Consider the following 26,960-nt stretch of genomic DNA (forward strand, 5'->3'; position numbering starts at 1 on the left):
TCGCGGCGCGTCCGTGAGGATGGAGGCCGTCGTGTCTCCCTGCGGGGCGTATCGTTATCTGCTTCTGCGCGAGTGGAGCGCGGCGCGACCCCCGCTCGCCTTCGTCATGCTCAATCCGGGTTTCGCGGATGCCGCGAGGGACGATCCAACCATCCGCCGTTGCATCGGTTTCGCGCGACGGGAAGGGTGGGGCGGAGTCGTCGTGGCGAATCTCTTCGCATATCGTACGCCCTATCCGAGCGAACTCGCCGCCGCCCCCGAACCGGTCGGGCCGGAGAACGAGGCGACGTTGCGGCTGCTTGCGCAGACAAGCAAAGCTCCGATCATTTGCGCCTGGGGGGCAAATGCGCCCGGTCCACTGTGTGATCATGCGATTGCTGTCCTGGGTGCGCATGGGGCCGCTCTGCTGTGTCTTGGCAGGACGAAAAGCGGGGCGCCGCGTCACCCTCTCTATGTGAGGCGAGACAAGGCGTTCGAGCCGTTTCCCTGAGTTGTTGCCCGCTCTGGCGGCATGTGCGACGCCGCACATCCAGTCGAGCGGTCGGCGCGTATCTTCTCCTCATGACAAGACACGGAGGACCATATGTTGACCAGGCTCACCACCACGCTGATCGGCGCCCTCATTGGAACGATGATGTTTGCGGCCGTTGGAATCGGCATGGCTCATGCGCACACGGTTGATCAGCAGACCGGGGTCGTCGTCTTCGGCGGCGACTAATTCTTGCAAGTTTATTTCCAGAAAGCCGCCGGATCAGCCTCCCGGCGGCTTTTTGCTGTTCTCTCCTGTCGTGTAAAAGATACAGCCGAACGGCCTCCTGGCGGTCTTCTGCAACATTGGAAAACAAGGAAGTCAGATGTTCGGCGACCTGGCAATCGACCACTATCCCGTCGGCGCGGTTCTCATATCGCTGACGATCGCCGCAGCCATCACGCTACAGCTCGGATTAAGGCGCTTGCTCGGCGCCGACACGATCAGGGACTGTCATGAAGTGAGCGGCTATTATCTTTCGACTGTCGGCGCTTTTTACGCCGTGCTGCTCGGTCTGATCGTCTTCGACGCCATGTCGAGATTCCAGACTGCGGACAAGACGGTCGACGCCGAGGCAAAATCCATTCTCACCATCTATTCGCTCTCCAGCCAGTTCCCCAGGCAGGAGGCGAACATCAAGGACCTCACGCGGCGCTATCTCGACGATGTGATCAGGAATGAGTGGACGCTCATGGAGAAAAACCAGATGAGCCCGCCGGCGGGGAAGGCCATTCTCGATCTGATGGAGGTGATCAAGACGATCGAGCCCGAAACAGAGAACCAGAAGGCCATCTACCCGAACATATTGTCCGAGATGCTGTCGTGGCGGGAGAGCCGTGGCGAAAGATCGCGCGTCGCCAATTTCGAAATTCCCGCGGTCGAATGGCTGGTGCTCATTCTCGGCGGTGGCATCACGATCGTCTTCACATTCTTCTTTACGCTCGACCGAAAGGCGTTCCAGTTCGCCATGACGGCGATGATCACCCTGATGCTGTCGATGAGCCTGTATCTGATATATCTCTTTGGCGATCCCTTCTCAGGGGATCTGAAAATTCACGAGGACGCGCTGGTAAATGTTCGCAAATTCGTGACGGAACACCCTTAGGCGCAAGCGCAGCATTTCGGCTCCCCGCTCCGAAGCAGCGGAGAGCCAACGCGCCCGCCAGAAGCGGGCTACGTCAGGTGTTGAAGCGGAAATGCATGACGTCGCCGTCGGCGACGACGTACTCCTTGCCTTCCAGTCTCAGCCGGCCAGCGTCCCTTGCGCCTGCTTCGCCCTTGTGCGCGACGTAATGCTCATAGGCGATGGTCTCCGCGCGGATGAAGCCCTTTTCGAAATCCGTGTGGATGACGCCCGCCGCCTGTGGGGCGCGCGTTCCTTTTTCGATGGTCCAGGCGCGGGCCTCTTTCGGGCCGACGGTAAAATAAGTGATGAGATGCAGCAGCTCGTAGCCGGCGCGGATCACGCGGTTGAGGCCAGGCTCGGTCAGACCGACGGCTTCGAGAAAATCCGTCTGCTCCTCGGCCGGCATCACCGCGATCTCGCTCTCGATCTTGGCCGAGACGACGACGCAGGCCGCGCCTTCCTCGGCGGCGCGGGCGGCGACCTTGGCGGACTGGCCATTGCCGTCGGAGGCGGCTTCCTCTTCCACATTGCAGACGTAGAGGACGGGCTTGGAGGACAGGAGACCGAGCCCGTTGAAGGCGGCGCGTTCATCTTCCGAGATTTTGGCCATGCGGGCCGGCTTGCCGTCGCGCAGCAGCACGAGGCAGCGGTTCATCAGATCGAGAAGCTCCTTGGCCTCCTTGTCGCCGCCCTTCGCCTTCTTCTCCAGAGGAAGCACGCGCTTTTCGAGGCTTTCGAGATCGGAGAGCATCAGTTCCGTCTCGATGGTCTCAATGTCGCGAATGGGGTCGACGCCGCCCTCGACATGGGTCACGTCGCCATCCTCGAAGCACCGGACCACATGGGCGATGGCGTCGCATTCGCGAATATTGGCCAAAAACTGATTGCCCAGCCCCTCGCCCTTGGAGGCGCCGCGCACGAGGCCGGCGATGTCGACGAAGGTCAGGCGCGTCGGGATGATCTGCTTGGAGCCGGCGATCTTCGAGAGCTCGTCGAGGCGCGGGTCGGGGACAGCCACTTCGCCGACATTCGGCTCGATGGTGCAGAAAGGATAATTCGCGGCCTGCGCCGCAGCCGTCTGCGTGAGCGCGTTGAAGAGGGTCGATTTGCCGACGTTCGGCAGACCGACGATGCCGCATTTGAATCCCATTTCCGTCCTGCTTTGCTTGGAGAGAGCGTCTTTGGCGGGGGGTATGCGGGGCCGCGCGCCAAAAGGCAAGGGGGGCGCCGGGCGCCAAAGGGCAAGGGGGCGCCGCGCGCCAAAAGGGAAGGGGGGCGCGCGCCCCTACAAAACGCCGGGTGACCCTTTGCGCTGAGTCCCTGGGGCAGCGGCGACGGAGGGAACGTCGCCTGCGTCCCCTCCGTCGCGCGTCCTTACAGGCTCTTCAGATATTCCAGCAGCGCCTTCTTCTCCTCCGGCGAGAGGCGGACGCCAAACTCGTGGCCGCAACGGCTGTTGCCGGAATCCCGCTTCGAGCAATCGTCAGCCGTATAGGTCGAGTTGAGCCCCGTCTGCTCGCTGGCGAGGCCGACATTCTGCACGTCATAGGCGGGTCCGACCTTGAACGAGGCCGGACGCTCGGCGGCGGGTTTCAGAAGATCGGCCAGAGTCGGGACCGAGCCGTTGTGGAGATAGGGGGCGACAGCCCAGATCCCCTGCATCACGCGCGATTCATAGGCGAAGGCGGGGGCTGCGCCGGGCTCCTTGTAAGTGTTTTTCAGACCCTCGCGCAGCTTTTCGAGCAGCGCCATGCGAAGCGCGGTGGGCCGGGCGGGCCGCAGCGGCAGGCATTCTTCGGCGATCGGGCGGAAGACGTCCAGACCGAAATGCAGCGGCGCCTCGAGGATCGAGCCGATGACGGACATGCCCAGAATGGAGATGATCTTCTCGCGCGGCTGCAAGGGCTTGTCGAGGTCGGGCAGCAGCGGGATCGAGGCGCCTTCCAGCACGCCGGTGTCGGCCTCGCGGACCAGCACGGAATATTCCTTCGAGTCGGTGCCGACGTCCTGAATGGGCGTGCGCCAGGTGTCCGGATTGCAGACGCGCGCGGCGCCGGTCGTGACCTCGTGGCAGCCCTTGGCGCAGCCGCCGTCCTTGGGATCGCGGTGGAAGATTTCGTCGCCCTTGGCCACGAGCGCCGCGTCGAGCGCAAAGGGCCATTTCGGCGGCTCGATCTGCTTGAGCAGGATCTCGAGCTGCTGAAGCCCGGCGAAATTCAGCGAGGAGTCGTTGAGGAAGTTGGTGACGTTCGGGAGGATGGATTTCGTGGGGTGATAGACGCCGAAAACGCCATAGACCTCGCCGACATTTCGCGCCAGTCCCAGAATATCGTCGCCATTGCGGGCGAAGCCCGGCCATTGCGTCGTGTCCTGCACAGGCGCCTTCCAGACGAAGGGATAGCGCACCGGCGCGTTGGCGGGGGCGATATTGCCCTCGATGATGCGGGTCGGCGGCTCGCCGATGTCGAGGCCGGCGACGCGGTTGAAGATCATCGACACGGCGTCCGCGCGGCCGACGCCCCAGCCGGGCGTGGGGAGGGCCTTGCTCATCAGCGTGTGATAGGGCGTGAACCAGGCTTCGACCTCGTCACGCAGGGCCTTGCGCGCATCGTCGCCATTGGCGCCGGCAGCCTTGGCGAAGTCGTCGAAGGCGGCGCCGTTCTTGAGAACCGCATCAACCGATTTGTCGATGTCGACGAGCAAAGACTGAAAATCCGTCAGCGCGGGGCCGCCGTCGATGCGCCAGGAGACGCCGTCGACCTCGATTTGCCGCGTATGACAGGCCGAGCAGGTCATGCTCAGCGTGCGGACATTGTTCTCCGAAGCCGTGAGAAAGCCCACCGGCAGGCCGGGCGTCGGGCTGTCGGGATTGGGCAGGTAGCCGTAGCGGCGCAAGCCGTCGTCGAGGAAAGCCGAGCCGTCCGCGCGCTTCAGCGCCTTGAACCAGGCGAAGGGCATGATGCGCGCGCCCTGATCGCGCGAGTAGAAGTCGCTGCGGCTCGCTGGCGTCCATTGAGCGCCCTGGCTGGCGTATTTCACCTCCGCTCGCAAAGGCGTCGCGACCGCGAGCGCAAGGAGGGCGGCCGAAACGAAAGAAGCCGTGGCGGAGAAGGGGGTTACGGTATGTTCCAACATGTTTCTCTCCAATTAAAAAACAATAGCTTATGCGGGTATTGATAGCCGAAAGCCGCGCTGGCGCCAAACGCCTTTGCAGACTGGGCGTCGCGTGCCTGTCTGCAATTTAAGTTGACCCTCGCGGGCATGCGGTTGAAAAACGCGGCCATAACGACGCTTCCGTCTGTGCGGCGGAGCTTATTGGAATTTGTGGCGCTCAGAATGGCGAATGTCATGTTCAACGGTCGCTTGCGCCGCCTCGGCGCGGGGATTGCCGTCGGTCTTGTTGTCAGCACGACGCCCCTGCTGGCGCAGAGCGGGCCGCCTGCCGCCACGCCTGCTCCGGCGCCGGTCGCCGGGCCTCAGCCGGCTGCGCCGCCCCCCGCCGCCGCTCCAGCTCCGGCGCCTACGCCCGCGCCGGCGCCCGCCACGGCGCCTGCGCCGGCCGAATCCGCGCCTTCCGCGCCCGCGACGGAGGCGAGCGCGCCGCGCCCGAAGCCCAAGCCGAAGCCCCCGGCGCCGCCGCGCGAGACCGCGCTCTCCGACGATCCGACCCCTGTTCTCCAGCCCGAGACCTTTTTCACCACCTCCAAGGCCTCGGAGCGCTATGCGCAGATCGTCGACCTGGGCGGCTGGCCGACCGTGGGCGTCCCGCTGCGCGCGGGCGCGAAAGGCCCGGCGGTCGTCGCATTGCGCCGCCGGCTCGCCGCCGAGGACGAGACGCTCACCGACACGCGCAAACAGAGCTGGGACCCGCAGCTCACGACGGCGGTGAAACGTTTCCAGTTCCGCATGGGCCTGAAGCAGACGGGCGTTGTCGCGGGCGCGACGCTGCGCGCGCTGGATGTGCCGGCCGATGTGCGGTTCCGCCAGCTCGCGTCCAGCGCACAGCGTCTGGCGGGCGTCGATTTCCCCTTCGGCGAGCGCTACATCGTCGTCAATATTCCGTCGACGGCGGTCGACGCGGTGGAAAACGACCGCGTCGTGCGGCGCTATGCGGCCATCGTCGGCGATCCGGAGCATCATTCGCCGGAGGTTCAGGCGAAGATCGTCGCCGTGAACGTCAATCCCACCTGGACGGTGCCGACCTCGATCATCAAGAACGAGATCGCGCCGAAAATGCTCAAGGACCCGGGCTATCTCACGCGCTCGCGCATCCGCGTGCTCAACAACAAGGGCGAGGAGATTGATCCGCGCAGCATCAACTGGGCGAGCGAGCGCGCCGTGAACTACACGCTGCGGCAGGATTCCGGCGCCGGCAATTCGCTCGGCTCAATCCGCATTTCCATGCCAAATCCCCATTCGGTCTATATGCACGACACGCCGTCGCGCAATCTCTTCGCCAATGATTACCGCTTCCTGTCGCACGGCTGCGTGCGCGTTCAGGGCGTCGTCGATCTCGCGGCGTGGATCCTCGACGGCTCCAATGGGCCGGCGCTGCTGAAGGAAGAGATCGAACTGAAGATCGCGAGCGGCGAGCGGGAGGAAGTGAAACTCGCGCGCCCTGTCCCAGTCGTGTGGGTTTACATGACAGGCTGGGCGTCGGCGGATGGAACCGTGCATTTCCGCGACGACGTTTATCATCTCGACGAAATCGGCGGCGCGGGGGAGCCGATGTAGCAAGGCCCTTCGGGGCGCTTTCTGGGAGCGGCGCTCCGCTCCCTCTCCCGCGAAGCGGGGGAGGGGGCTAATCCGCGCTTTCCCGCGCGCTCTCATGCCAGCCGCGCAGCAGATAATAAGAGAGGGCCGACAGCGCCCCATAGATCGCCAGCCCGGTCAGCGAAATCAGCGCCAGCGCCGCGAACATGCGCGGAATGTCGAGCCGGAAGCCCGCCTCCACGATACGATAGGCGAGCCCTTCGCCCTGTCCTGACGCCCCCGCCGCCAGCTCCGCGACAATGGCGCCGATCAGCGCAAGCCCGCCGCCGATGCGCAATCCCGTGAGGAACTGGGGTAGCGCCGCCGGCAGGCGCAGATGCACGAGTCTTTGCCAGGGCGATGCGCGATAGAGCGTGAAGAGATCGCGCAGCGCGTGATCCACCGAGGCGAGCCCAAGCGCCGTGTTCGAGAGGATCGGAAAGAACGCGACGAGAAAGGCGCAGACCAGCACCGCATTGTCGGGCTTCATATAGACGAGCAGCAGCGGCGCGATGGCGATGACGGGCGTCACTTGCAGCACGATGGCGAAAGGCAGCAGCGCCCGCTCCAGCCACTTGGATTGGGCGAGCAGCAGCGCCAGCGCGACGCCGCAGAGGGTCGCGACCGCCAGCGCCTTCAGCGTCACGCCGAGCGTCACCAGCAGCGACGAAAAAAGCAGCGCGCGATCCTCGACGAGCTTGGCGAAGATCGCAGATGGCGCAGGCAGCACATAGGGGGGGATCTGCTTGACCGCGACGATCCACTCCCAAAGGCCGAGCGCGGCGGCGAACACGAGCAGCGGCACGAGCGCGTCGCGCAGTTTCACGACCGTTCCCCCATCGCGGCGTGCAGCGCGTGCGAGGCGCGGCGCGTGATCTTCGAGAAGGTCTCGCTCAAGCGAAACGCGTCGTCCCGCGCGATCGCCGGATCGATCTCCATCTCGTCGACGAGCGCGCCCTGCGCGCGCGACATGACGAGAATGCGGGTGGAGAGAAAGGCGCTTTCGAAGATCGAATGGGTGACGAAGACGATCGTGGCGCCGAGATGCGCCTTCAGCGCGACGAGACCGTCGTTGAGCTTGAAGCGCGTGACTTCGTCGAGCGCGGCAAAGGGCTCGTCCATGAGCACGAGCGCGGGGCGGGTGATGAAGGCGCGCGCGATGGCGCAGCGCATCTTCATGCCGCCGGAGAGTTCGCGCGGCAGCGCTTTGGCGAAATCGGCGAGGCCGACGCGCGACAGCGCCTCCATGATCTGGCCGCGCGCCTCGGCGCGGCTGTGGCCAGCAAGGCGCAGCGGCAGGTAGACATTGTCGAAGACAGTCGCCCAAGGCAGCAGCGTCGGCTCCTGAAAGACGAAGCCGATGTTGCTGCGCGCCGAGGCGTTCGCCCAATCAATGGCGCCGGCACTGGGCTCGGTCAGGCCGGCGATGAGCCGCAGCGCCGTGGATTTGCCGCAGCCCGAGGGACCGAGCAGCGTCAGCGTCTCGCCCTTGCGCACTTCGAGGTTCAAGTCCGAAAGCGCCGTCACCCCGTTGGGGAAGGTCTTGCCGACGCCCTTGAGGGAGACCAGGCGCGGCGCGGCGCTGCGCGGACCATCGGCGAAGACATCCGCCGGCTTCGCGTCATGCGCGAGGACGTCGCTCGTCTGGTTCATTGCGGGCGCAGCTCCAGGCCGACCTTCCTGTTGATGAAGCGCAGCGTGTAGCCCTTGCCGTAATCCAGATCCGCGGGCGAGACGCCGGCTTTGACCATCTTGTCGAAGAAGCTCTTCATGCGCGCGTCGGTCATGGCGCCGACGCCGAGCGTGAGGGAGTCGCCGGAGTCGACGATGCCGCGCTCTTTCATTTTCTCGATGGAAAAAGCGATCTGGCCGTCAGTGATGTCCGGATTGCCGCGTTTGATGGCGGCGTTGGCGGCGGCGTTGTCGCCATACATGTAATGATACCAGCCGATGATCGAGGCGTCGACGAAACGCTGGACGAGATCGGGTTTCTTTTCGACCGTGTCGGCCCGCGTCTGGATCGTCGTGGAGTAGCTGTCGTAGCCGTAATCGTGGAGCAGAAAGACATTGGGCTTGAAGCCGCCCTGTTTCTCGACCGCATAGGGCTCCGACGTCAGCAGCCCTTCCTGAATCGACTTCTTGTCCGCGATGAAGGGCGCCGAATTGAAGCCATACGGTTTGATCTTCTCGTCCCGGAAGCCATAGGCCTTCTTGAGCCACTGCCAGACGGAGGCGCGAACGGCGCCGGCGATGAAGGCGGTCGCCTTTGGCAGATCCTCGAAGCGGTCGAATCCTTCTCCCGGATGCGACATGAAGATGACGGGGTCGATCTGGAACATGCTCGCGACCGCCACGATCGGTACGTTCTGCTGAACGGCTTCCAGCATCTCGATCGTATTCGCGCCCATGGCGAAATCGACGCGCCCCGCAGCCAGCAGAATCTGCGTGTTCACCTGCGGCCCGCCCTGCACGATCTTCACATCCAGCCCGTGGCGCGCATAGGTGCCGTCAGCGACGGCCTGATAGAAGCCGCCATGCTCGGCCTCGGCGCGCCAGTTGGTGGCGAAGGTCACCTTGTCCGCGGCGAAGGCCGGCAGGGCGGCGACGACTGCGAAAAGGATAGCGGGGAAACGTCTCGGCATGTGCGGCTGCGCTCCGATAAAACGCGCGCAGCATACACGAATTCCTCGCTCAGACGCCGCTGGATTTGGACGAGAAATGGAATTTCTCCGCCAGCATCGGCGGCGCCGCCGCCGCTCCGCCGCCCCCGGCCGCCCGCCAGGTGCGCTCCGTCGGCCCGAGCGCCGCGATCTTGCCGAAGAGTTCGCCCAGCCGCTGGTTGAAGCGCATGTTGCGCACCGGCGCGGTGACGCGGCCATTCTCGATGAGGAAGTTTCCGTCGCGGGTGAGGCCGGTGAGCAGCAGGCTTTTGCGCTCGACCATGTTCTCGTACCAGATGCGCGTGACCAGAACGCCGCGCTTCACCGAGCGGATCATGTCGTCGAGCGAGGCGTCGCCGCCCTCGATGATGAAATTGCGCGCGAAGGGGATGGCCTCGGCGCCGGTCTTCTGCGCCCAGGCGCGGGAGCGGTAGAGCGAGGTCACCACGCCCCTGTCGATGAAGGCGCGGGCGCGATGCGGCACGCCTTCCCAGCCGACGCCGCCTTCCGGCGCCAGCGGATCGGCGGGGTCGATGCGGATGGTCAGCTTCTCGTCGAAAAGCCTGTCGCCGATGAGCGCGCCGCCGCCGGGGCGGGAATAGAAGCTGCGGCCCTCGTCGGCCGCGCGGGCGTCCATCGCGCTCATGATCCAGAAGGCGAGCTCGGCGACCGCGACCGGCTCCAGCACGACCGTGTAATCCCCCGGCTCGAGGTCGACCGGCTCCACGTCATGCGCGGCCTTTTCGCAGGCGCGGCGCGCGATGCGTTCGGCGTCGAGGCGGCCGCTGAAGAACTGATGCGCGCCGGCCCAGCCCGACCAGCTGTCGCTCTTGTTGCGCGCCGTGGCCGAGAGATCGATCTCGCTCCTGCGGTCATAGGCGAAAAGGCCGGCGCTGGTCGCGAGCGTCTCGAAGCGCCGCGCGCTCGAGGCGCAGCCAAAGGTGTCGACGCCAATCCTCGCGCCTTCCGCGATCACCTGCGCCGCCTGCGCCGCCAGCGCGTCGAGACGCAGCGCGGCGGCGTTGTCGTCGTATCGGGCGGCGGTCTCATAGGTCTGCGGACCGAGCGGCGCGACATAGTCGGGATCGGCAGGCAACATGCGGGCGATCTCTTCCGAGCGGAGCCGCGCCGCCTCCAGAGCGTCGTCGTCCAGCCGCGTCGTCGTCACCGAGCCGATGCGCCCGCCGATATGGGACGAGATGCGCAGGCTGATCTCGGAGGCGGCGCGATTGGTGGTGGCGCCGCCGCGCGCGAAGCGCAGGCTCATGTCGTCGCCGCCGTCGATCTTCACCACGCAGGCGTCGGCGGTCGAGCGCGCGAGGATCTTATCGGCGATGGCCTTTGCGTCGTCGGAGGAAAGAAACATGCGCTTAAGCGTCGCCTGTGGTGTTCAGAACGCGCACCTTGCGAAAGCGCGCGGGCGGGCTGCCGTGGGAGACGGGCGCGACCTGAACCGGCTCCGCCTTGCCGCAGGTGAAGGTGCCGTCGAGGTGATAGGTCGAGGCGTCGCCCAGCCCATCCAGCGAATTCCAGAACGGGATCGTGCGACCCTGGTAGGCCCCGTCGCGCAGCAGCGCGCCGAGCTTCCCGTTTCTGATCTCGTAGAAGAGCTGGCCGCCGAACTGGAAATTGTCGCGCTGCTGGTCGATGCTCCAGCTCCCGGCGCCGACGACGTAAATCCCCTCGTCGATCCCGCCGATGAGGTCGTCCAGCGAACATCTCTCCGGGTTGGGCGCCAGCGAAATATTGGGCATGCGCTGGATCGGGAAGGCGGTCGGGCTGTCGGCGTAGGCGCAGCCGTTCGAGGCGGAAAGCCCGATGTAATGCGCTTGGCCGAGCGCCATCTGGAAGTTCCGGAACACGCCCTTTTCGATGATCTTGAATTCCGCGCTCGCGGCGGGCGCGCCGTCGTCGTCGAAACCGATGGTCGAGAGCGCGCCCGGCTGCGAGCGGTCGGCGACGATGGTCATGAGCTCGGAGCCGAAGCGCAGCTGATTGAGCATCGCCGGCTTCACGAAACTGGTTCCCGCGAAATTGGCTTCCCAGCCGAGCACGCGGTCCAGCTCGGTCGAATGTCCAACGGTCTCGTGGATGGTGAGCCAGAGATTGGTCGGGTCGATGACGATGTCGTAATCGCCCGAGACCACGGGCTTCGCGGCGAGCTTCGCCCGGGCCTGCTCGCCCGCGAGCCGCGCCTCGTCGAGGAGCCCGGCGCCCGCCACATATTCCCAGCCGGCGCCACGCGCGGGAATGAGGCTGTCGCGCGTCGCCATGCGGCCGGCGTCGCGATCGACGGCGGTGGCGGTGAAGGTCGGGTGGACGCGCGTGCGGGTCTGGCGGATGCGCGCGCCGAAACTGTTGGCGAAGAGCCGTTCTTCACACGCGATCGACAGAGACGCGGAACAGAAATCCGCGCCAGCGTCGCGGGCGGCCGCGCAGGTCGCGAGCAGCAGGTCGGATTTCTCGCGCGCAGGCACGGCGAATGGATCGACGCCCATGGGCATGATCCATTCCGCCTCATGGGCCGGAAGCTGCTCCAGCGCCACCGGCTGCGAGCGGATCGGCCGCACGGCGCGGGCGTTCTCCAGCGCGCGTTCGACGCCTTCGCGAATGCTCGCCGCGTCGAGCCGCCGCGCGCCATAAAAGCCCCAGCAGCCGTCGAGCAGCACGCGCAGTCCGAAGCCACGCGTCGAGCGTTCGTCGAAGTGCTCGAGACGGTCGTCCTTGGCCTGCGCATATTCGCGAAGCGTCTCGCCGAGCCGGATGTCGGCATAGCTCGCGCCGCCGCGCCGGGCGCCCTCCAGGGCAAGATCGGCGAGGTTGTCCAGCAGTTGGCGATCGAGCGCAAAGCGGCTCCCGCCCGTTGCTTCCGCGCGCTCCGGCGCGTCCCTGAGAGGCGCGACTCTCGGCCCCACTTGAGCTTCTCCCTGGATTCAGTCTGTTAATGTGGCCGCTTCGGCGGCGTTTGGCAATTGTGGGGCGTGCGGAGCGTCCGCTGCCCAGCCGCAGCGGGCCATGGCGGCGCGCATATGCTCCGGCGCGGGCGCTTCGACGCGCACCGGCGGCTTGCTTTCCTGCATGGGAATGACGATGGCCCGGGCGTGCAGATGCAGCGGCGGCGCGCCCTCCCGCCGTCCGTGGCCGTAGACCGGATCGCCGAGGATCGGCCAGCCCATCGCCTGCGCATGCACGCGGATCTGGTGGGTGCGGCCGGTGTGCGGCGTGAATTCGATGAAGGCGAGGTTGGCGTCCGGCGCCCGGCCAAGCACGCGCCAGCTCGTGCGGGAGGGAAGCCCCAGCGGATCGGGGCGCATCCACCAGCCGCGCGCGGCGTCGAGTCGCCCGAGCGCGAGGTCGATCTCGCCTTCCCCGGCGTCGGGCGCGCCCTCGACCACGGCCCAATAGGTCTTGGCGATGCGGCCGTTCTTGAACAGCTTGCCGAGGCGGTCCAGCGCCTTGCGGTGGCGGCCCAGCACGAGGCAGCCGGAGGTGTCCTTGTCGAGCCGATGCGCGAGGGCGGGTGCTCGGGGCAGGCCGAAGCGCAACTGGTCGAAGGCGTCCTCCAGGCTCGGCCCGCCCTTGGGGCCGCGATGCACCGGGACGCCCGCAGGCTTGTCTATGACGAGCATCAGCCCGTCGCGGTGGAGAAGGCGGGAGAGAAGATCCATGCTGTGTTTGCGGCGGCCCTATTTCTGCTGCGCCACCCGCCGGGGCAGCGTCAGGGCGTCGCCGATGAATTTACCATATTTGTGCAGATATTCATCTGTCAGATGCACGCCGTCGAACTGATAATATTCCTCGTGGCCGTCGAATCTGTCGATGAAATTGTCGAACTCGATGACGTTCAGGTCAGGGTGGTCGCGCCACAACGCCACGCGATAGACGTCGTTCACCTGGAAGTCGCAGCCGTCGTAGAAGCAGCGCAGGATATTGCGCTTCATGCGGCTGAACAGATTGGGGGGCTTGAACCAGCGCTCGTTGACGCGGGGGATGGAGATCAGCTCGACATCACGGACATCGGAGAAAAATTCGACCAGCTTCTTGGTGTACTCGACATAGGCCGAGGCGCCGACATGCTGAATGACGTCGTTGACGCCATTCAGGATGACGACCTTGTCCGGCGTCTTCCCGCCAAAGAGCGAATACAGCCGGGGTCTGGGATATTTGTCGCGCAGCTCCGTGTAGAGCAGACGGGAGTTGCGTCCGTTGAAGGCGACCGCGCAGGCGTCGACGCCGCGCCCGCCGAGCCGCTTCGACACCTCTTTGGGCAATTCCGGGAAAAGCTTGCCGTCGGAGGCCCAGGATTCGCCCACGATCAGCACGCGGTAAGTGTCGGGGCCGTCATTGACGAGGGAGCAGGTGACGACCGGCTCGTCGGTGCGTTTCAGCGACAGCAAGCCGAGCGCCGTCGACACGAACAGGACGAAGAACGCCCTCCGCAGATTCGGCAGAAGAACGGCAAATCCTTGTTTCAGCAAGACTGACGCCCCTACCAACCTTTGGCTGCATCGGGGCTTTTGACCACGATGCGCCACAGGCTAGCAGCTTTGCCGGACTGCCGCCACTCGTTGATTTTGGGGCAGGTCCACAGGGCTCGCGCCCGTTGCGTCAGGCCGGCATGGCGGCGATGGCGACGCCCGCGGGCTCGTCCATCAGGCGCCGGCCAGAGACCCAGGAGGCGCGCACCCTGCCGATCGGCCGGTCGAACAGGAGCCAGATCAGCCAGGAGATGACCATGATCACCACGACGGCTTCGGCGCAGAGCACGAAGCGATCGGCGTAGGAGCCTTCGCCCGTGCCGAGGGCGCCGATCACCGACCAATGCAGCAGATAGAAGATGTAGGAGAGGTCGCCGAACATCCGGTCCGTCGCGCCGCTCTTCTGCTTGGTGGTGTAGATCGCCCAGGGTGTCATCATGACCGCGATGAGAAGATTGGCCTTGCTGCTGAAGGCGAGGAGCTGGTGCTGCGAGGGATCGGCCGCGAACGCCTTGAAATAGAGCGCCGCATAGACGAGCAGAAGCGCGAAGGTCGCGATGAGCGAGCCATAGGCGAGGCGGCGGCTGGGCGCGAGCTCGTGGGTCGCCGCGGCGACGCCGATGCCGAAGAAATAGAGGAACGGCAGGACGGTGGCCGCGCCGCCGAACCTGGGGGCGACCAGCGAGAGCGCGACGCAGCCGAGCAGCGCCAGCACATTGCGGGAAACGAGGAAGATCACGACGGGCGCGACGAGATAGAACTGCATCTCCATGTCGAGCGACCAGCCCGGCACATTCGCCTGATAGGTGAGCGAATTATAGCCGAGAATCAGGACATTGGAGAAAAGCTGGTGCGCCACTCCGGCGAGGCTGCCGGCGAATTCCGGGGCCTGCCCGCGCCACCACAGCAGCGCCCAGGCGATCCCCGAGCAGAGCGCGAAGACCGGCGCGACGCGCCACAGCCGCGACACGAGGAAGGTGAAATAGGACAAGCTCGTCTTGGAGTAGGTCTTGTTCCACATGGTGGCGACCCAATAGCCGCTCAGCACGAAGAAAATCAGCACGGCGGACATGCCGAGATTGAACGCTGTCGTATGGTGCACGAAGACCGCGAAGGCCAGCGCCATTCTCAGCGCGCCGGGCGAAGCGAATTTATCCGTTCCAAAAGCCATGACCGCTCCGCCAGTCGCAAGGGGAGAAGAAATCCGACGCTTTCTTTACGCCCTTCCGGCGCGCCCGCGCTGTGGCAAGAGGTCGCGAAGGGGGTTCCCGGCCTGTGGCGTGAGGTCGCAGACCAGATCGCGTCAATTCGATCTATCCAGCGGCGCGCGCGGTTGTTACGAGTGGCCCATGCCGATCGTTTCCCCCACTCCGAAATTGCGCGTTGATGTACATCAAGGCGTCGCGCGCCTTCTCATCGACAATGGCGCCAAGCGCAACGCGTTCGATCTCGACATGTGGCGGGCGCTGCCGCCGCTGATGGCGGCCTGCGACTCCGCGGACGACGTTCGCGTGGTCGTCCTGAGCGGCGCGCCCGGTCTGCCGTTTTGCTCCGGCGCCGATATTTCGGAGTTTTCGACGGTGCGCGCGACGAGCGGCGGCGGGCGCGCCTATGAACAGGCGAATGTCGAGGCGTTCGACGCCATCTCGGCGTGCGCGAAGCCGACCATCGCCGCGATCTCCGGTTTCTGCATGGGCGGCGGAATGGGCATCGCCGCCGCCTGCGATCTCCGCGTCGCGGCTGAAGGAACGGTCTTCGCCATTCCGGCGGGTCGGCTCGGCGTCGGCTATCCGCCCTCCGCCATGCGTTATGTGGTGACGGCGGTGGGCGCGCAGCGGGCGTTGGAAATGTTCTTCACCGCAGGGCGCCTGAGCGCCGGGGAGGCGCTGGCGGCGGGTTTTCTGTCGCGCGTCATCGAGCCGGACAGTTTCGAACGCGCGGTCGACGACCTTGCGAAAGCCATCGCCGGCAATGCGCCCCTGACCCTTCGCGCCGCCAAGGCGGCGATTCGCGCGGCCGCCGGACTTCCGGGGGCGCCGTCGATGGCCGAATGCGAGGCGCTCGCCGCGCAATGTTTCGACAGCGCCGACTATATGGAGGGACGCGCGGCGTTCCTGGAAAAGCGCGCGCCGAAATTCACGGGGACGTGATCGTCCGCCAGAGCGCGCGTCAGATCACGTAATCAAACGAATCATAGGCGAGCCCCCGCAGGATCTGGTCCATGTCGCGGGCCGGCTGGGCGGAGGGTTCGACGCCGATGACCTTCGCCGGCACGCCGGCGACCACGGAATTGGCCGGCACGGCCTGCAACACCACCGATCCCGCGGCAATGCGCGCGCATGCGCCAATCTCGATGTTTCCGAGAATTTTCGAATCGGCCCCGATCATCACCCCGCGTCTGATCTTGGGGTGCCGGTCGCCGGCGACCTTGCCGGTGCCGCCGAGGGTCACGCCATGCAGGATCGACACCTCATCCTCGACCACCGCAGTCTCGCCGACGACGAAACCCGTTGCGTGGTCGAGAAAAATTCCCTTCCCGAAGCGCGCCGCCGGGTGAATGTCGGCGGCCAGCGCGTCTGAGGTCCGGCTCTGAATGTAGAAGGCGAAATCGCGCTTGCCGGCGCGCCACAGCGCATGGGCGAGGCGCGAGGCCTGAATGGCGTGGAAGCCCTTGAAATAGAGCAGGGGCTCGATCAGCCTCTGGCAGGCGGGATCGCGTTCGACGCAGGCCGCGATGTCGGCGCGGAAGGCGTCGCCAATGGCGGGTTCGCTTTCGAGAGCGGTCAGAAAGGCGTCGGCGATGGCGGCGGCGTCCATGGCCGGGGCGCCGAGGCGCCCGCTCACGCGATGGATCACCGCCTCTTCGAGACTGTGGCGGCTGAGCAGTTCGCCCATGAACAGCGGCGCGAGGGCGGGGTCGAGGCGGAGGGCGTCCTCCGCCTCCTGTCGCATATGCGCCCACATGGCGTCCCTCCTCGCGCAAAGCGCGGCAAGGTCTTCCGGCGGGCGCGCGGCGGCCATTCTAGAACTTCACCTGCGGCGCCTGCTGGGCGGATTCGGTCGCGGTGAATTCGGCCATCGGCTTTGTCCCGGCGAAGAAGGTCTTGGCCCACAGCAGGGTGGGGAAGGTGCGCAGCGAGAGGTTGAATTCCCGCACCGCGTCTATGTAGTCGCGCGGCGCCACATTGATACGGTTCTCCGTGCCTTCGAGCTGCGATTGCAGCGCCAGGAAGTTCTGGTTGGACTTGAGGTCGGGATAGGCTTCCGTCACGGCGAGCAGGCGGCCCAGCGCGCCGGAGAGCTGCGCCTGCGCGTCCTGGAACTGCTTCATCTTTTCGGGGTCGGTGATCGAGGAGGCGTCGATCTTCACCGAGGTCGCCTTGGCGCGCGCCTCGACGACCGAGGTGAGCACGTCCTTCTCCTGCTTGGCGTAGCCCTGCACCGTTGCGACGAGATTGGGGATGAGGTCCGCGCGGCGCTGGTATTGGGATTGCACGACCGCCCATTTGGCCTTGGCGTTCTCCTCGAGCGTCGGAATCGTGTTGTAGCCGCAGCCCGAAAGCGACAGGGCGGCGACAATCGCGACGGCGAGCGCGCGCCAGCGGGACAGGAGGCTCATCTTCATCTCCGTGAAATCGGAACGGCGGACCGTTCCGGCAAGGGTGGACGCGCGTGAACTTAAGCGTTTCGGCAAGACATGGAAAGGCTGCGCGTTTGGTCTAGAATGTTACGGCAAAAGGGGACGGTGAATGGCAATCGACGAGATCATCGGCAATTTCGAGCTGCTCGAGGAGTGGGAGGATCGCTACCGCTATCTGATCGAGCTCGGCCGCACGCTCGAGCCGCTGCCCAAGGACGCCTATACGGAGGACAACAAGGTCCGCGGCTGCGCCAGCCAGGTCTGGCTTGAGACGACCCACGGGCAGGACGCCGCCGGCGCGCCGACGCTGACCTTCCGGGGCGACAGCGACGCTCACATTGTGCGCGGCCTCGTGGCGCTGGTGCTGGCGCTCTACTCGGGGCGCCGCGCGCGGGAGATCGTAGACACCGACGCCGCGCCGCTCTTCAAGCAACTTGGGCTCGCCGAGCATCTGACGCCCCAGCGCGCCAATGGGCTGCGCTCCATGGTCGAGCGGATCAGGAAAGAGGCGCGCGGCGCGCTGGCGGGGTAAGCCCCCTCCCTGTCCCTCCCCCGCTTTCGCGGGAGAGGGCGGAAGGGGGCAAAGCGACTTTAGAAACTTGGCCGGTAATCCTCCGCTCCCCAGTGCAGCAGCCCTCTGGCCCGCGCCGGCCCTGTCGCCGCGTCGCCAATTCCATAGTGCCGCGCCAGTCGCTCCAGGGCGATTTTCAGCACGACCTTTCCCGAGCGGGCCGGCCAGCCGCGTTCGCATTCGACCGTCTCCAGCCCTTGGAGACGGTCGCAGTCGCATGGCTCAAAAATTATTGTTGAAAACCAACGCTTTACGTAAAATTCAGCCGACGCTTGAAAGCTCGTTTTGGCGAAAATCGGCACCGGATCGGCACCAAGTGCCTCCGCCAAACAAAAACGGCCCGTCGCTACATCCGCGCTCGGGCCGTTCTTTTTGCAATCGGGATATGTTGCCGGGGCAATCTACGAGCGTCACTTGTGCAATACAAGGGCGGCGCTAAGGTGCGGCCAGGAGGTCGCCCCAATGGCCAAAACACAGAAGCCCGTCCCGCTTGCGTCCATGCGTCTCGCCAAGGCGTCCTATCTCGCCGGCCTCGGCCACTCGGCAGCGGAGATCAGCGCCGCCACCGGCATGAAGACCGGGCACGTATATTGGTTGCTTTTCACTCACCACATCCGCCTCGCGCCCAAGACGGCCGCTGACGTCGTGCTGCCGCCGATCATGGTCTCGAGGAAGACGATGGCCGATGTCGAGAACCTCTCGAAGACCCTCGCCCTGCCGCCGGATTGGATGCTGGCCCGCCTGCTCGAGGCCGTGGCCGCCGAGCCCACTGTCGCCGCAAACCTCCTCGATGGGGTGAAGGCGCCGAAGGCGAAGGCGGCCTGAGCCAGGAAGCAATCAGGGGCGGCCGCCGGGGGTCTGTATTGAATACAGGCCCTCATCTCCCCGCGCGCGTCGGGCCGCCACCGTGCTCATATGGGCACAGTTGAATTTTTCGCCCCTCTCCCCGCGCGCATGGGGCCGCCTCTCCGCTTGGGCGGGTCACGCCGCGAGCCCCCGGCGTTGATCCTCGAACGTCCGGCGAATCTTCGCCGCCGCCCATGCCATTCGATGGGAGGGCCAGGGATGACCGGCTAACCCTTGAACCTGTTCAAGATCGCGACTTTGCCGAGCTGCCGGCGGTCGATGAGGAATTCCCGCTCACCGTCGAAGCGATCCGATAGCTCGGCAGGAGAACAGATAATCGCCTCGGGGGGCGCCACTGTTTCAAGCAAGCAGCCGTCGCCGTGCATCTTGGCGGCAAACTTGGCGAATTCCTCCGCGATTTCGATCTTGTCAGTCCACGAAAGGCCATAGGTCCGCCGTCGCCGGTTGAAGAGGGTTTCGCCGCGGAACAACCGTTTCGGCTGCCCCGAATATTTCGGCAGGAGAACGCGGAGTCCGCCGATCAAGACGAGGTCGTCGTTGACCTCAGGGGCAGGAGATACGAGCAATTCGAGCCTTGTCGGCTTGCTCTGCCTTGAGGCGTTTTCTCAGGCTGCTGTTCTCTGTTTTCAGCCGTTCGATTTCCGCCTTGGTGATGTCGTCAGCACTGGCGATCGCTTCTGCCCTGGAGGTTCTCTTATCGGCGGCAATGGAATTCTTTACGTCGCCCGCTAGCCGCAGCACGGCGCATTCCTGTCGCAGCGCCGCACAGTCGGCTTCCAGCGCGGCGATCCGGGCTTGTGCGCTGGCCAGATCGGCAGGCGAAGGCGGTTGAGGGCGAGAGGCTTTCTCGGCCTCGCGGCGTTTCCGCATGTATTCGCGCATATAGTCGGCTCGGGACACTGTTTACATAATCCTGTTAGCAGCAGTGTTTACATATCCCTGTTAGCAGGTGTTTACAAGTATGCTGTTAACTATTCCGCCGCCTGCATCGACGGAGGCCAGCGGCTTGGGAAGCGCCAGCCGCCGCGGCGATCGATCGGCGGAGTCTTGCCCTTCGTCGCCCGGTAGAAGGCTTCCCATTCGCGCCAGCCGGGGGCGTCTAAGGCGATCCAGACGAGCGGTTGAACCGGCTCAGAATTGAGCCCGTCGCGCCACTTCCCCTCCTGCAACCAACGCCGCGCCGCCATGGTGAATCTCGCCGGCTGGCCCTCCCGCGCTCGCGCATAGGCGGCGGCGGCGGCGATGATCGCCTCGGGGTCCGCGCGGCGCAGCGCCCGGGCCCATGCCTGCCGGGCCGCCGCGGCGTCGTGCGGCTCGTCTCTCTCCGGGAAGGCTGCGAGGAACCGCCCGAAGCCGTCCGAGCGCGGATCAGCGGGGCTTGGCCAGGAGCCGTTCCGTTCTTGCTGCGCTGTGCTTTTGCTGTTGAAGGTCTGTCGGGTCATGACGAAGAGCCGTTGGGGCTGAGAGGTTCTTTTTTTCGATGCAGTTTTCTGGAGGTCGCGAGGCGGGGGAATTTGAGGTTAGCCGCCGCGCTTTCGCCGTTGCTTCGCCTTTGGTGTTCATCCCGCGCCCGCCCCTGCCGGGTGAGAGGGTCAGGCGGAGGCGCATTTCGCCCGTCGAGAGCGAAACACGCCGCCCTTGCCGGTATGAGCCGGGCCGAGGCACTCGACGCACTGGCGCAGCGGCTTCCGTTTCCGGTTAGGCGTGGGTTGGCCGATCCGCCTATGTCCGCTGTTTCATTCCAACGGCGGGCGAGACGGGCCGCGCCAGCAACTTCGTCTCGCCGTGCAGGTCCTCGCGGCCCGCATCCTGCCGGGGGCTTCAGGAGCCCCTTCGGCTTTTGCTCGCCTCGCTGTGCCCGGCTCGGTCTGTGTCCCGGCCTTCGCCTCATGAGGAGGGTTGCTACCGCGAGCGCGTCCCGCATATGGGCGGGCCGCCTTAGTTCTCAGGGCTCAGCGCCCGGCGCGCGATGCGAACGCGAAGAGCGGAAGCGCCTCGTCGTCGCCGAGCTCGTCGTCTTCAAGGTTGACGTCGCCCTGCAGCTCGTCTGCGATCGCGATTAGCGCCTCGGCGAGAGCCTCGAATCCCGGAAGATCGAAGCCGTCTGGAAGATCGCCGAGAGCATCGAGAGCGCGGGTCACGCGCCGCTCGAGCCCCGCCGGCGGCTCGACGAAACAGCGCGGCGCGTCCCGGCGCCGGGGGAGCTCGATAAGAAGGGTCACGACGTCGGATCCGTATCGCGAACAGCGGCTTTCACTCCCGCGTAGACAGAAAACCCGCGGTCCCCGCGCTCGAAATGAAATCGGTAGCAGTCAACCGCGCTGGCGTTACCAAGGTAGTTGCCCCAAGGTTCAATATGCGCCGCCGGGAAGAGGTCGCGCATGGCCGCTTCGGCGCCGGCGAGATGATGGGCGAGGCGCGTGGCCGCGTCGTCAGGCGTGACCAGCGCTTGCGCGGGCAGGATCAGCTTATGGGTGGCGAGCGCCGCAACGGGAGCCGCTACGAGCGAACGTAGGAAGCCGCGGCGCGCTGGCTCTTGTTCTGTGAACAGGAGGTGTTTCATGGCTTTCCCTCCTGCTCTGCCACAAGCTGCGCGTCCACTTCGTCATGCAGCGCCTTGATGGCGTCGACGAGCATCTCGCACAGCCGGTTGAGGGCCTTGCTTTCCCCGGGCTCTGTGGACGCAGAACCGCTGACCGCCATCTCCAATCCGCGGGCGTGATTCACGAGCTCCGATAGCCTGTCCACGAGCTCGACGGTCGAGAGCGGCTCAGTCATCGTGTCGTTCCTCCTGCTCGCCGCCGAGCGCCAGATACAGATCGGCGACGTCGCTATGGGCCGCCAAAACCATGAATTCGAGCGCCTCCCGGTCCGTCTCGGAAATCGCCTGAGCCTTTCTCAGCCCTGCCAGAGCAAGCTCCAGAGCTCTGAGCTTCGCCATCAGATCCTTGATGGCGTCACCGACGAAGGCTTTATCAAGAGGCGGGCGGGACGGCTCAGCCATGGCGATCCTCCTTTTCGCTGTGGATCGCTTCGAGAATTTCGGCGGCGGCGTCCGATGCGTCCTTCAACAATTGGACGAAGCCCTCCACGGCGCCGAGAGAGCCTTCGTGGCCATCAACCAGCTCGGCGAGGGTTGCCAAAGCCTTCAGCCGGTCGCGCTGGCGCAGCGCCAAATCGTAGGCGCGGAGCGGCTCGCCGGTCGGAGTCTCAACGGCCATGGCGGCGCCCTCCACGGATCGCGGCCACGGCGCGCGCGGTCTCGCTAATGGCAAACGAAAGCCACAAGAGACCGAACGGGGCGAGAAAATAGAGGGTGGCGACGGTCTGGTCGCTCATGACGCGGCACTCACGGCGTAGTCGGCGCCGCCGAGGCGCTGAATGAAGGTGTCGCGCTGGGCGAGGCTATTGAACTGCCACTCGTCCCGCCGTCCGTCTTCGTGCAAGAATTGAACAGCGAGGCCGGCGGCGCGGCGCTCGGCAATCACGCGCCGGGTCGTCTCGACAACGGCCGCTGGGAGCGTGGGCGGCAGGGTGTGCTTGTAGCTGTGGTCGAATTGCATCTGGCAAGCCTCCGGCGTGCGCAGAAACAGGTGTTTCCGCGTCGGTATGAATTGAGTGTTTTAGCGTCCTATGATAGGAAACGTATCATCTGATACGGGCGCTAGTCAATATGCAATCAAATGATCCGAAAACAATCACCGGTGCGCAGCTAAGGGCGGCACGGGCACTGTTACGCTGGAGCGCGGATGAGCTGGCGGAAAAGACGAGGGTCGGGATCGCTACGCTCCGCAGGGCCGAAAATGTCGATGGCCCGGTTGGCATGACGGTGGCAAACCAGTCCATTGTCCGCGCCGCCCTCGAGGCCGCCGGCGTCGAATTCATCCCGGAGAACGGCGGCGGCGCCGGCGTCCGCCTGAGGAAGGCGCGGGCGGAATGAGCGAACGCGGTTCAGGTTTGACATGGGGGGAGTTCAACCCGATATTTCGGATCATGCGTCACGAAAGCCACCCCACAGCGATCCATTCGATGCGCGTCATCGCGTCCTTCGCCCTTCTCGGCGCGGTGCTTATGGGCGTTCTTGCCGGCTGGGCGGATGAGCAGACGGTCGACGTGAGGCTGCTTGGAGCTATCGCAGGCGCATTGGCCGCCGTCGGGGCCAAAGCTTTGCATATCCTCTAAAAGCCCTTTCCGTGGACGAAATTCCCTTATCCTCAATCTGGGGCGTAGTTTCCCCGTATCTGGACGGCAATTGGTTTGATGTTCTCTCCTTGATTGGTGGGATAGGCTATGCCGTCTACCGGTGGAGGAAGTGCTGCCCGTCGCGGCCATTCGTCACCAAGGAAACCGGAATTGATGTCGCGAACGGAGTCGGGCTTTTCCCGCTCCTGATGCTCTCCTTCAGCATTATCTCTTCACGCGTCTTGACCGAGGTGCTCCAATCAAATCGGCTCATACTCTCTGTCGCTGGCGTCGTTGCATTACTCGCCATCCTTGAAGATTAAGACACGCTCCATCTTGGCAAGCGCGTCGAGTTCCATGCCGTTGTCGAGGCTTGTGCCGGCGATCTCCGCGAGGTCCGGCCCGAGGGCCTTACCACGGGCGGCGGTGAATCGCTCGGCAGGAGTGGCAACTTTCGCCACTCCTCTCGTGCGCCGGTCCTTTCCAGTAGCGTCGGCGGGCGATGGCGGCGCATTCCTCCGCCTTTTCGCGAACCACCGCGACCCGCTGCCGGAGCCGGTGAGATGCACGCCTGCTTGGGCCAACTCTTTCATGAAGATCGCCCTCAAGATTGATGCGCTGGCAAATGACAAGTTTACTTGCGATTTCGCAATATTGCCGCCGAACGTCGACACCCTCGCCTACCTCTTCAAAGAGGATATGGACACGGCTGGCCTCAAAGTCGCATTTGACGAAGGATGGATCACGCTATTGTAATTACAATAGCCCCGCAATCTCGCGCCCAATGGCCGCCTCGAGGTCCGGCGGCAGCTCGATTGCCGGCATGATGGCTCCATTGTGTGCGACGCCAGGCGCGTCGACCCTCAAACGCCCGGTCAGCAGTTCACGGCTGACTTCTAAGCCATGAACCGCTATCTCGACTCCAGCGATCCAGACGCGCGCGGTGGCGACGGCGAGCACGCCATCGCGGCACACGCGCTCGATTTCAACCGTGAGGCGCGCCTTTGTGCGTGTCATTTCAGCCCCAAGATGCGCGCGAGTTCGTGTTCAACGCGCGGCGCCAGGTCCGTTTCAATGACGCGGTAGAATGCCTTCTCGCTCTCGCCGCGCACCATCTCAATCGGGATGAAAACGTGTGAGCGCACAGTCTGAAGTGGCAGCCTGCCACTGCCGGCGCGCTGCTTGACCTCGCGCCCCCATGGCAGTCCGACGCGGTTCGGAAACCTGCCGCCCTTGCTAAATGTGCGCGCAAACAGCGTGCGCTTGCCAGCGACCATCGCCGTGACGCCCTGCCGCGTCTCGCGGGGAGAAAAGAACTTCAGGCGGATGTCGCCGCCTTCAGAGCTGATCGTGTATGAAAAATCGCCCGACGCCGCGGCTTTGTCGTTTGCCTTGGTCGTTTTCAGCGCGCGTTTGAGAATTCCATATTTGAGGCCGGTCTGCGGAACCAGCGCTTTAGTCATCTGTGTGCGGGCCTTGTCACCTGTATGATTGATCGCGCGACGCATGGCCTTCGGGGCTTCCATTCCCGCCGCGCCGAGCATGTTTGCCAGCCGGCCGAAGTCGCTCATGTCGACCTTGATCGAAATGCCGCCAGGGCCGAACGTCTTTGAGAAAGCCATTGTTATGCCCCTTGTTCACGCATTGCCGGGAGGCGTCTTTCGATCCTCTTCGAGCGCTTCCCAATCGACCTCTTCGTGATATTCGGGCGCGGGCCAGAACGACGGGTCGGGCTCGCCGATCTGCGATTCCGCGAGGATCTGTGTCGCCCGGATCACGAACATCTGGAACGCATACTCGCCGGCCTGTTGCGCCTGGTCGACAGGAGCGCCCGCGTGATAAGCGGCAAGAGCGCCGATGGCTCTCACCTGCGTCGACATTGCCAGAACTGCCGTCAGGACGCCGCGCGCCCACGGGTCCTCTACCTGCATGGCAGGGCGCATCCACACCGTTTCAATTTCTTCGTCTTCAGCCATCTTACCCTGCCTCGTTCTGCGCGTGCTGCGCGTGCTCAGCGTGGACATGCGATCAGGTCTATCACTGCATGGCCTGGAGGCGCTCGCTTTCGGCCTCGTCCTCAATCGCGGCGGTGAGCTTCCTGAGAAAATCCAGTGTGAACTCGTGACCAGCCGTCGCGACAAGAGCCGCCGCGCCGCCGTGGCAGAAATTCATCGCCAAGTCGCGCGTCTCCGCAGCGGTGGAACATGCTGCGGCCTGCCGTAACACCATACCAACTACTCTATTCGTGTCGTCAATCTCGGCGAGGGTCATCTTCGTTCTCATGCCAGGTCCTTTCCTTCAGCGTCAGCCATGTCGGCAAGCTCTGTCAGCCCGTCGCGGATGGCGCGGTCAATTATAAAAATTTCTTGTTGCGTCAGCGTAGAAATTTCCGTCGCCAGCATTGTCGGGATCGTCAACATTCGTTGACGGAACGAGTGGCACATCGAATCCCAACAGCGAGAAACGTCAGCCGCGAGCAGATATTCTCCCCTCGCGATGGCGTTCTTCAACTCCTGCCCGTCGCCCTGGAGGACCGCAAGACGAGCGCGCGCCGCGGATAGGTCCATTGCCGCCGCCTCTCCGCCGTGCCCCGACGCAATGGAGCGGATATGACAGCAATAGGCCAAGATCGTCGCATCCAGGTCATAAAGCCCGCGGGCCGTTCTAACGGCCCAGCCGACCTTGACGCCATTGCGCACGGTCCGCTCGTCACAGCCAAGCTTTTCCGCGACTACCTTCGCCGAAACCAATCCAGACATTTCGCTATCCTACTATTTGGAAACGGCCCCCCTTAAGGCGGACTACAAAGCGTCCCTTTTCGGGCCAAATCCCAGCGCGCCTCGAAGCGTAGCGGCAAAGGACCCGTGCCCGGCCTAGCTACAGCCCTCCTGACCCTCCCGGCCCGGCCGGCGGGCGGCGGCGCCGATGATGCCACCGCCCGCCTCCACGTCACAACGCGTCCACCGCGCGCTGTGTCATCCCCATGCGCACGCGGGCCAGCTCTGCCGGCGACGCCGCGTCCGAAGGCCGGGAGCCGATCGCCTGGACGCCACGGAAGCCAGCCGCGGCGTCGGCGGGAACGGCAACGGCCGAGAGTTCATAGACTTCCCAGTCCGTAGCCGTGCGCGTGGGAGGCGAGGTCCTGTCGTCCACCTTAAATGCGTGGGTGAGGTAGCCGACTGAGACAGAGCGGAGCACACCGTCGCGCACATCCTGCCAAGCCCGCTCGCCAGCCTCAGAGCGAGAAAATTTGACCCTGCCCCAGAGCGCGCCACGCTCAATGCGCGCACTGCCGGGAACCACGGCGCCGAGAATCGCGTCGACCCCGCCCCAATAATTATGGCTGTCGAGCAGCGGTGCTCCAGCCTGGAGGCGATCCATTCGAATAGCCTTGGCGCTGATTTCCAAGACCTCCAAAAACTCACCATCGATCCAGTCCGATCGCCGCACTGCCGCGCCTGTCGACATAACGACGTCGACAGTGCGCTCGGCTTCGTCGACGGTGCGGGGGGCGTCGCCAGTGAACGCGGCCTTCCGAGTGAGAATCGGAATGTCGCCCACGAAGCGGCCCGATGGCCCCTCAGCAGCGACACCCAAGAAAACCAGGGCGGACGCTTCGTGCTCGGGAAGGGCGAGGACTTGTCCCGCGCGATAGTTTTGAAAGTCTCGGATGATTCGAATCATTCCACCGCCGCCCACCGTTCGAAAATCCCCCGCCGCGCCCCGCCGGCTTCGAGCAGGCGCTCGGCCTCGGCGGACGGGACCATGAATTCCACTAGGCCTGTCTTGCCGCCGCGCTCGGCTTTCAAGAGTTCGATCCGCAACCCGCGCGCTAGTTCGTCCGCGAGGCCTTCGATTGCGCGCCACACCATGGGGCTCCTGAGCATCCGCCGCGCGGACATCCAGACCAACCGCTTCCAAGCGCCGGCCTGACGCCCCGAGCAGTAGACGGTCAGATTCGTAAGGTGCTGTATCCGCCGCTCATCTCCCTCGTTTCCGGAAAAGCCGCCGCCAACCATATGTTGCGCAGCGGGCCCAGCCGCAGAGACGATCGCTTGCGGAAGAAATGTCCGAAAGCTCGCGCTGGCCCACTCCGGGGCGGGGCCGGGCTCTTCAATCGGTGTATCTTCGGCGCAGCGCCGGAGGCCGCTTTGA

At 64.9% G+C, this 26,960-nt stretch carries 42 protein-coding genes; 11 read left to right on the forward strand and 31 right to left on the reverse strand.

The features are described from left to right. The first annotated feature begins 19 nt into the window (after positions 1–19). From ACR652_RS10010 to ACR652_RS10020, 3 genes are all read left to right on the forward strand, one after another. Positions 20–490, forward strand: coding sequence for a DUF1643 domain-containing protein (locus ACR652_RS10010; protein ID WP_434506422.1), 471 nt, complete (start codon positions 20–22; stop codon positions 488–490). 93 nt (positions 491–583) lie between these two features. Further along, positions 584–718 carry a hypothetical protein gene (locus tag ACR652_RS10015; RefSeq protein WP_434506367.1) on the forward strand — a complete coding sequence of 45 codons (135 nt, stop codon included), beginning with the start codon at positions 584–586 and terminating at the stop codon, positions 716–718. A 136-nt stretch (positions 719–854) separates the two neighbouring features. Continuing rightward, on the forward strand, positions 855–1,634 hold the full coding sequence (locus ACR652_RS10020) for a hypothetical protein (protein WP_434506368.1): 780 nt from the start codon (positions 855–857) through the stop codon (positions 1,632–1,634). Positions 1,635–1,707: 73 nt separating this feature from the next. On the opposite strand, the gene ychF is transcribed toward ACR652_RS10020, so the two are convergent. Then, positions 1,708–2,805 carry a redox-regulated ATPase YchF gene (gene ychF / locus ACR652_RS10025; RefSeq protein WP_434506369.1) on the reverse strand — a complete coding sequence of 366 codons (1,098 nt, stop codon included), beginning with the start codon at positions 2,803–2,805 and terminating at the stop codon, positions 1,708–1,710. A gap of 224 nt (positions 2,806–3,029) precedes the next feature. Next, positions 3,030–4,790: a di-heme-cytochrome C peroxidase gene (locus ACR652_RS10030; RefSeq protein ID WP_434506370.1), complete on the reverse strand. Its 1,761-nt coding sequence runs from the start codon at positions 4,788–4,790 to the stop codon at positions 3,030–3,032. 201 nt (positions 4,791–4,991) lie between these two features. Here ACR652_RS10030 and ACR652_RS10035 point away from each other — a divergent pair, with 201 nt between their 5' ends. After that, positions 4,992–6,389, forward strand: a complete 1,398-nt coding sequence (locus tag ACR652_RS10035; RefSeq protein WP_434506371.1) for a L,D-transpeptidase family protein — start codon at positions 4,992–4,994, stop codon at positions 6,387–6,389. Between the two features lie 67 nt (positions 6,390–6,456). Here ACR652_RS10035 and ACR652_RS10040 read toward each other — a convergent pair whose 3' ends face one another. The 8 genes from ACR652_RS10040 to ACR652_RS10075 form a co-directional block, all read right to left on the reverse strand. Then, positions 6,457–7,233, reverse strand: a complete 777-nt coding sequence (locus tag ACR652_RS10040) for an ABC transporter permease (protein ID WP_434506372.1) — start codon at positions 7,231–7,233, stop codon at positions 6,457–6,459. Further along, positions 7,230–8,060 (reverse strand): ABC transporter ATP-binding protein, encoded by an 831-nt coding sequence (locus tag ACR652_RS10045; RefSeq protein ID WP_434506373.1) that lies wholly within the window; start codon positions 8,058–8,060, stop codon positions 7,230–7,232. Before ACR652_RS10045 ends, ACR652_RS10040 begins: the two co-directional genes overlap by 4 nt. After that, positions 8,057–9,049, reverse strand: coding sequence for an ABC transporter substrate-binding protein (locus ACR652_RS10050; RefSeq protein ID WP_434506374.1), 993 nt, complete (start codon positions 9,047–9,049; stop codon positions 8,057–8,059). Before ACR652_RS10050 ends, ACR652_RS10045 begins: the two co-directional genes overlap by 4 nt. A gap of 49 nt (positions 9,050–9,098) precedes the next feature. Next, complete coding sequence (locus tag ACR652_RS10055) at positions 9,099–10,433, reverse strand: TldD/PmbA family protein (RefSeq protein ID WP_434506375.1); 1,335 nt, start codon at positions 10,431–10,433, stop codon at positions 9,099–9,101. Positions 10,434–10,437: 4 nt separating this feature from the next. After that, positions 10,438–11,982, reverse strand: coding sequence for a TldD/PmbA family protein (locus tag ACR652_RS10060; protein WP_434506376.1), 1,545 nt, complete (start codon positions 11,980–11,982; stop codon positions 10,438–10,440). Positions 11,983–12,000: 18 nt separating this feature from the next. Further along, positions 12,001–12,735, reverse strand: coding sequence for an RluA family pseudouridine synthase (locus ACR652_RS10065; RefSeq protein ID WP_434506377.1), 735 nt, complete (start codon positions 12,733–12,735; stop codon positions 12,001–12,003). Between the two features lie 18 nt (positions 12,736–12,753). Then, complete coding sequence (locus ACR652_RS10070; RefSeq protein ID WP_434506378.1) at positions 12,754–13,545, reverse strand: SGNH/GDSL hydrolase family protein; 792 nt, start codon at positions 13,543–13,545, stop codon at positions 12,754–12,756. Positions 13,546–13,675: 130 nt separating this feature from the next. After that, entirely contained in the window at positions 13,676–14,716 is a 1,041-nt protein-coding gene (locus ACR652_RS10075) for an acyltransferase family protein (RefSeq protein ID WP_434506379.1), read from the reverse strand. A 178-nt stretch (positions 14,717–14,894) separates the two neighbouring features. Here ACR652_RS10075 and ACR652_RS10080 point away from each other — a divergent pair, with 178 nt between their 5' ends. Continuing rightward, entirely contained in the window at positions 14,895–15,695 is an 801-nt protein-coding gene (locus ACR652_RS10080) for an enoyl-CoA hydratase (protein WP_434506380.1), read from the forward strand. Between the two features lie 19 nt (positions 15,696–15,714). On the opposite strand, the gene cysE is transcribed toward ACR652_RS10080, so the two are convergent. Continuing rightward, positions 15,715–16,566, reverse strand: coding sequence for a serine O-acetyltransferase (cysE, locus tag ACR652_RS10085; RefSeq protein WP_434506381.1), 852 nt, complete (start codon positions 16,564–16,566; stop codon positions 15,715–15,717). 1 nt (position 16,567) lies between these two features. Then, positions 16,568–17,164 carry a LemA family protein gene (locus ACR652_RS10090; RefSeq protein WP_434506382.1) on the reverse strand — a complete coding sequence of 199 codons (597 nt, stop codon included), beginning with the start codon at positions 17,162–17,164 and terminating at the stop codon, positions 16,568–16,570. A gap of 130 nt (positions 17,165–17,294) precedes the next feature. Between ACR652_RS10090 and ACR652_RS10095 the strand changes: the two genes are divergently transcribed. Then, positions 17,295–17,717, forward strand: coding sequence for a SufE family protein (locus ACR652_RS10095; RefSeq protein ID WP_434506383.1), 423 nt, complete (start codon positions 17,295–17,297; stop codon positions 17,715–17,717). A 59-nt stretch (positions 17,718–17,776) separates the two neighbouring features. On the opposite strand, the gene ACR652_RS10100 is transcribed toward ACR652_RS10095, so the two are convergent. After that, positions 17,777–18,058, reverse strand: a complete 282-nt coding sequence (locus tag ACR652_RS10100; protein WP_434506423.1) for a DUF6456 domain-containing protein — start codon at positions 18,056–18,058, stop codon at positions 17,777–17,779. Between the two features lie 160 nt (positions 18,059–18,218). Here ACR652_RS10100 and ACR652_RS10105 point away from each other — a divergent pair, with 160 nt between their 5' ends. Continuing rightward, positions 18,219–18,581: a hypothetical protein gene (locus ACR652_RS10105; protein WP_434506384.1), complete on the forward strand. Its 363-nt coding sequence runs from the start codon at positions 18,219–18,221 to the stop codon at positions 18,579–18,581. A 248-nt stretch (positions 18,582–18,829) separates the two neighbouring features. Here ACR652_RS10105 and ACR652_RS10110 read toward each other — a convergent pair whose 3' ends face one another. From ACR652_RS10110 to ACR652_RS10155, 10 genes are all read right to left on the reverse strand, one after another. Then, positions 18,830–19,093, reverse strand: a complete 264-nt coding sequence (locus tag ACR652_RS10110) for a hypothetical protein (RefSeq protein ID WP_434506385.1) — start codon at positions 19,091–19,093, stop codon at positions 18,830–18,832. A 73-nt stretch (positions 19,094–19,166) separates the two neighbouring features. Further along, positions 19,167–19,505: a hypothetical protein gene (locus ACR652_RS10115; RefSeq protein ID WP_434506386.1), complete on the reverse strand. Its 339-nt coding sequence runs from the start codon at positions 19,503–19,505 to the stop codon at positions 19,167–19,169. Positions 19,506–19,594: 89 nt separating this feature from the next. Further along, positions 19,595–20,065 carry a hypothetical protein gene (locus ACR652_RS10120; RefSeq protein WP_434506387.1) on the reverse strand — a complete coding sequence of 157 codons (471 nt, stop codon included), beginning with the start codon at positions 20,063–20,065 and terminating at the stop codon, positions 19,595–19,597. Between the two features lie 510 nt (positions 20,066–20,575). Next, positions 20,576–20,845, reverse strand: a complete 270-nt coding sequence (locus ACR652_RS10125) for a hypothetical protein (RefSeq protein WP_434506388.1) — start codon at positions 20,843–20,845, stop codon at positions 20,576–20,578. Further along, on the reverse strand, positions 20,842–21,186 hold the full coding sequence (locus ACR652_RS10130; RefSeq protein WP_434506389.1) for a hypothetical protein: 345 nt from the start codon (positions 21,184–21,186) through the stop codon (positions 20,842–20,844). The genes ACR652_RS10125 and ACR652_RS10130 overlap by 4 nt, the downstream gene beginning before the upstream one ends. After that, positions 21,183–21,401 carry a hypothetical protein gene (locus ACR652_RS10135; RefSeq protein ID WP_434506390.1) on the reverse strand — a complete coding sequence of 73 codons (219 nt, stop codon included), beginning with the start codon at positions 21,399–21,401 and terminating at the stop codon, positions 21,183–21,185. Before ACR652_RS10135 ends, ACR652_RS10130 begins: the two co-directional genes overlap by 4 nt. Then, complete coding sequence (locus ACR652_RS10140) at positions 21,394–21,627, reverse strand: hypothetical protein (protein WP_434506391.1); 234 nt, start codon at positions 21,625–21,627, stop codon at positions 21,394–21,396. Before ACR652_RS10140 ends, ACR652_RS10135 begins: the two co-directional genes overlap by 8 nt. Beyond that, positions 21,620–21,844: a hypothetical protein gene (locus tag ACR652_RS10145; RefSeq protein WP_434506392.1), complete on the reverse strand. Its 225-nt coding sequence runs from the start codon at positions 21,842–21,844 to the stop codon at positions 21,620–21,622. The genes ACR652_RS10140 and ACR652_RS10145 overlap by 8 nt, the downstream gene beginning before the upstream one ends. After that, on the reverse strand, positions 21,834–21,962 hold the full coding sequence (locus tag ACR652_RS10150) for a hypothetical protein (RefSeq protein ID WP_434506393.1): 129 nt from the start codon (positions 21,960–21,962) through the stop codon (positions 21,834–21,836). The genes ACR652_RS10145 and ACR652_RS10150 overlap by 11 nt, the downstream gene beginning before the upstream one ends. Further along, complete coding sequence (locus tag ACR652_RS10155) at positions 21,959–22,186, reverse strand: hypothetical protein (RefSeq protein ID WP_434506394.1); 228 nt, start codon at positions 22,184–22,186, stop codon at positions 21,959–21,961. Before ACR652_RS10155 ends, ACR652_RS10150 begins: the two co-directional genes overlap by 4 nt. Positions 22,187–22,296: 110 nt before the next feature. Here ACR652_RS10155 and ACR652_RS10160 point away from each other — a divergent pair, with 110 nt between their 5' ends. Genes ACR652_RS10160 through ACR652_RS10170 form a run of 3 tightly spaced genes read left to right on the forward strand, consistent with a single transcriptional unit; the run spans position 22,297 to position 23,128 of the window. Continuing rightward, entirely contained in the window at positions 22,297–22,563 is a 267-nt protein-coding gene (locus tag ACR652_RS10160; protein ID WP_434506395.1) for a transcriptional regulator, read from the forward strand. Continuing rightward, entirely contained in the window at positions 22,560–22,805 is a 246-nt protein-coding gene (locus tag ACR652_RS10165; protein WP_434506396.1) for a hypothetical protein, read from the forward strand. The genes ACR652_RS10160 and ACR652_RS10165 overlap by 4 nt, the downstream gene beginning before the upstream one ends. Before the next feature lie 11 nt (positions 22,806–22,816). Then, positions 22,817–23,128, forward strand: a complete 312-nt coding sequence (locus ACR652_RS10170) for a hypothetical protein (protein WP_434506397.1) — start codon at positions 22,817–22,819, stop codon at positions 23,126–23,128. Here ACR652_RS10170 and ACR652_RS10175 read toward each other — a convergent pair. Beyond that, the gene (locus ACR652_RS10175; RefSeq protein ID WP_434506398.1) at positions 23,105–23,398 is read right to left on the reverse strand and encodes a hypothetical protein; all 294 of its coding nucleotides are present in this window, start codon (positions 23,396–23,398) and stop codon (positions 23,105–23,107) included. The genes ACR652_RS10170 and ACR652_RS10175 overlap by 24 nt on opposite strands. Between ACR652_RS10175 and ACR652_RS10180 the strand changes: the two genes are divergently transcribed. After that, a complete protein-coding gene (locus ACR652_RS10180) occupies positions 23,397–23,561 on the forward strand; it encodes a hypothetical protein (RefSeq protein ID WP_434506399.1) in 165 nt (54 codons plus the stop codon). The genes ACR652_RS10175 and ACR652_RS10180 overlap by 2 nt on opposite strands. Here the strand turns inward: ACR652_RS10180 and ACR652_RS10185 are convergent, their stop codons facing one another. The 7 genes from ACR652_RS10185 to ACR652_RS10215 form a co-directional block, all read right to left on the reverse strand. Beyond that, complete coding sequence (locus ACR652_RS10185) at positions 23,562–23,822, reverse strand: hypothetical protein (protein WP_434506400.1); 261 nt, start codon at positions 23,820–23,822, stop codon at positions 23,562–23,564. Further along, a complete protein-coding gene (locus ACR652_RS10190) occupies positions 23,819–24,376 on the reverse strand; it encodes a hypothetical protein (protein WP_434506401.1) in 558 nt (185 codons plus the stop codon). The genes ACR652_RS10185 and ACR652_RS10190 overlap by 4 nt, the downstream gene beginning before the upstream one ends. Before the next feature lie 66 nt (positions 24,377–24,442). Beyond that, a complete protein-coding gene (locus tag ACR652_RS10195) occupies positions 24,443–24,829 on the reverse strand; it encodes a hypothetical protein (RefSeq protein WP_434506402.1) in 387 nt (128 codons plus the stop codon). A gap of 13 nt (positions 24,830–24,842) precedes the next feature. Then, positions 24,843–25,088, reverse strand: coding sequence for a hypothetical protein (locus tag ACR652_RS10200; RefSeq protein ID WP_434506403.1), 246 nt, complete (start codon positions 25,086–25,088; stop codon positions 24,843–24,845). Continuing rightward, on the reverse strand, positions 25,085–25,564 hold the full coding sequence (locus ACR652_RS10205) for a hypothetical protein (RefSeq protein WP_434506404.1): 480 nt from the start codon (positions 25,562–25,564) through the stop codon (positions 25,085–25,087). Before ACR652_RS10205 ends, ACR652_RS10200 begins: the two co-directional genes overlap by 4 nt. 190 nt (positions 25,565–25,754) lie before the next feature. Next, positions 25,755–26,489: an HK97 family phage prohead protease gene (locus ACR652_RS10210; RefSeq protein WP_434506405.1), complete on the reverse strand. Its 735-nt coding sequence runs from the start codon at positions 26,487–26,489 to the stop codon at positions 25,755–25,757. Beyond that, positions 26,486–26,677 carry a hypothetical protein gene (locus ACR652_RS10215; RefSeq protein WP_434506406.1) on the reverse strand — a complete coding sequence of 64 codons (192 nt, stop codon included), beginning with the start codon at positions 26,675–26,677 and terminating at the stop codon, positions 26,486–26,488. The genes ACR652_RS10210 and ACR652_RS10215 overlap by 4 nt, the downstream gene beginning before the upstream one ends. Between the last annotated feature and the right edge of the window lie 283 nt (positions 26,678–26,960).

The organism is Methylocystis sp. (assembly GCF_051061225.1).
Lineage (GTDB): Bacteria > Pseudomonadota > Alphaproteobacteria > Rhizobiales > Beijerinckiaceae > Methylocystis.